The 1,854-nt window shown below is 69.4% G+C and carries 1 protein-coding gene, 1 pseudogene and 1 riboswitch; of the genes and pseudogenes, one reads left to right on the forward strand and one right to left on the reverse strand.

The features are described from left to right. A pseudogene (locus tag NN2_RS35610) lies at positions 1–1,162 on the reverse strand (5-methyltetrahydropteroyltriglutamate--homocysteine S-methyltransferase); the annotation flags it as partial. 134 nt (positions 1,163–1,296) lie between these two features. Then, a riboswitch (cobalamin riboswitch) is annotated at positions 1,297–1,514 on the reverse strand. 213 nt (positions 1,515–1,727) lie between these two features. On the opposite strand from NN2_RS35610, the gene NN2_RS39150 reads away from it, so the two are divergent. Next, on the forward strand, positions 1,728–1,854 hold a 127-nt coding region (locus NN2_RS39150), incomplete at its 3' end, for a biotin carboxylase N-terminal domain-containing protein (protein ID WP_156511574.1).

Here is a 1,854-nt window from a genome sequence, read left to right on the forward strand (position 1 = left end):
GGCGGCTCTCGATCGCGGCGCGCGATGCGGCGAGCTCCGCGGCGACCGCGTCGGTGCCGGCACCGACCGCGTGCGCCAATATCCGCACCTCGTCCATCTTCTCGGCGCCGAACGCCAGCCACGATCGCAGCACCGGATCCAGGCCGGACTCCGCGGCCAGCGAATACGGCACATGCAGCAGCGAACTCGAGGTCGAGACCGCCAGCGCGCCGACCGAACCCAGCAGGGTCGCCAGCTCACTCAGTGCCGATTCCAGGTCCGTGCGCCAGATGTTGCGGCCGTCCACCACTCCGGCGACCACCAGCTTGTCCGCCAGGGCGGGAACCGCCGCGACCTCGGAAACGGTGGTGCCGGAACGGAAGTCCAGCGCCACGCCCTCGACCGGCGTGGCGGCCAGGGCGCTCAGTGCCGGGCCCGGGGAGCCGAAGTACGTGGCCACCAGGATGCTCGGCCGCCGGTCCTCGGCGCTCACTCCGGCGTAGGTGGTGCGCACGGTGGCGAGCTCGGCCTCGGAGAGGTCGCGCACCAGGGCCGGCTCGTCGATCTGGACCCAGGCGGCGCCCGCGTCGGCCAGCCGGTCCAGCAGCTCGCGGTAGAGCGGGATCAGCTCGGCCAGCCGGTCCATCGGCGCGACGCCGTCCACACCCTTGGACAGGGCCAGGAAGGTCACCGGCCCGATCACCACCGGACGTGCCGGGATGCCCAGCTCACGCGCCTCCCGCAGCTCGCCGAGCAGGGCCGACGGGTCGAGGGCGAACCGGGTGTCCGGGCCGATTTCCGGCACCAGATAGTGGTAGTTGGTGTCGAACCACTTGGTCATCTCCAGCGGTTCGATGCCCTCGGCGCCGCGCGCGGCCGCGAAATAGCGGTCCAGTGGATCGCCGATGCCGGCGACCCGCGGCGGCAGCGCGCCGAGCATGACCGCGGTATCGAGCATCTGGTCGTAGAACGAGAAGGTGCCCACCGGTACCGCGTCGAGTCCGGCGCCCTGCGCCGCCGACCAGCTCTGCGCGCGCAGCTGCCGGGCGACGCGCTCGAGTTCGGCGGCGTCGATCCGTCCGGCCCAGTAGCTTTCGACGGCACGTTTGAGTTCGCGCCGCGGCCCGATGCGCGGCAGGCCCAGAACCGTTGCGGTGAAACGAGTATGCGTTGTGACAGTCACGGTGTTCTCCAAACTGGAAGCCACAGATCACCGCCGCACGACGGACGAAGTCCCGAAAAACACTGCCGCACCGGGGTATCCGGTGTGCCACGGGTCCGCCCGCCCGATCCACGAGGCGGTGACCGCCGGATACGGCGTATCCGGCACAACCGGCAGGTCTTCGGACTCACAGGCATCGGTCGTGCGGACCGGTCCGGAGAGGGCCCCGGATGTCGCCTACTGGCCGTCGCTTCCCGGAATGGATCCAGTGCTCATGACGGCGGTCGTTCCTGTTCACCGCTGCGGGACAGTCCCGGATTCTCACCGGGTTCCCTCTCGCCGGCCCGCGAGGACCGGTTTCGACGCTGCGCGCGACGCTCGGGGCTCCAACTCGTCGGCGGCAGCGAACCAGCTGCGTTCCCGAGCGTAATCCACCGCGAGCGGCAGGGGAAACGCCGCCCGCCCGGCCGGATATGTTTCCGCTGGAAGAACACAACTTCGCAGACTCGCCGATCCGGTTTGTGAGGATGGCTGCGAAGCCGTATTCACTGTCCGACCCCGCTCGCCGGGCAGGTACCTTTATCGAATGTTCTCCAAAGTGCTGGTCGCCAACCGCGGGGAAATCGCCATCCGTGCCTTCCGCGCCGCTTACGAACTCGGCGTCGGCACCGTGGCGGTTTTTCCCTACGAAGATCGCAATTCGGTGCATCGCC

The sequence above is a fragment of the Nocardia nova NBRC 15556 genome (assembly GCF_001613005.1).
GTDB classification, from domain to species: domain Bacteria; phylum Actinomycetota; class Actinomycetes; order Mycobacteriales; family Mycobacteriaceae; genus Nocardia; species Nocardia nova.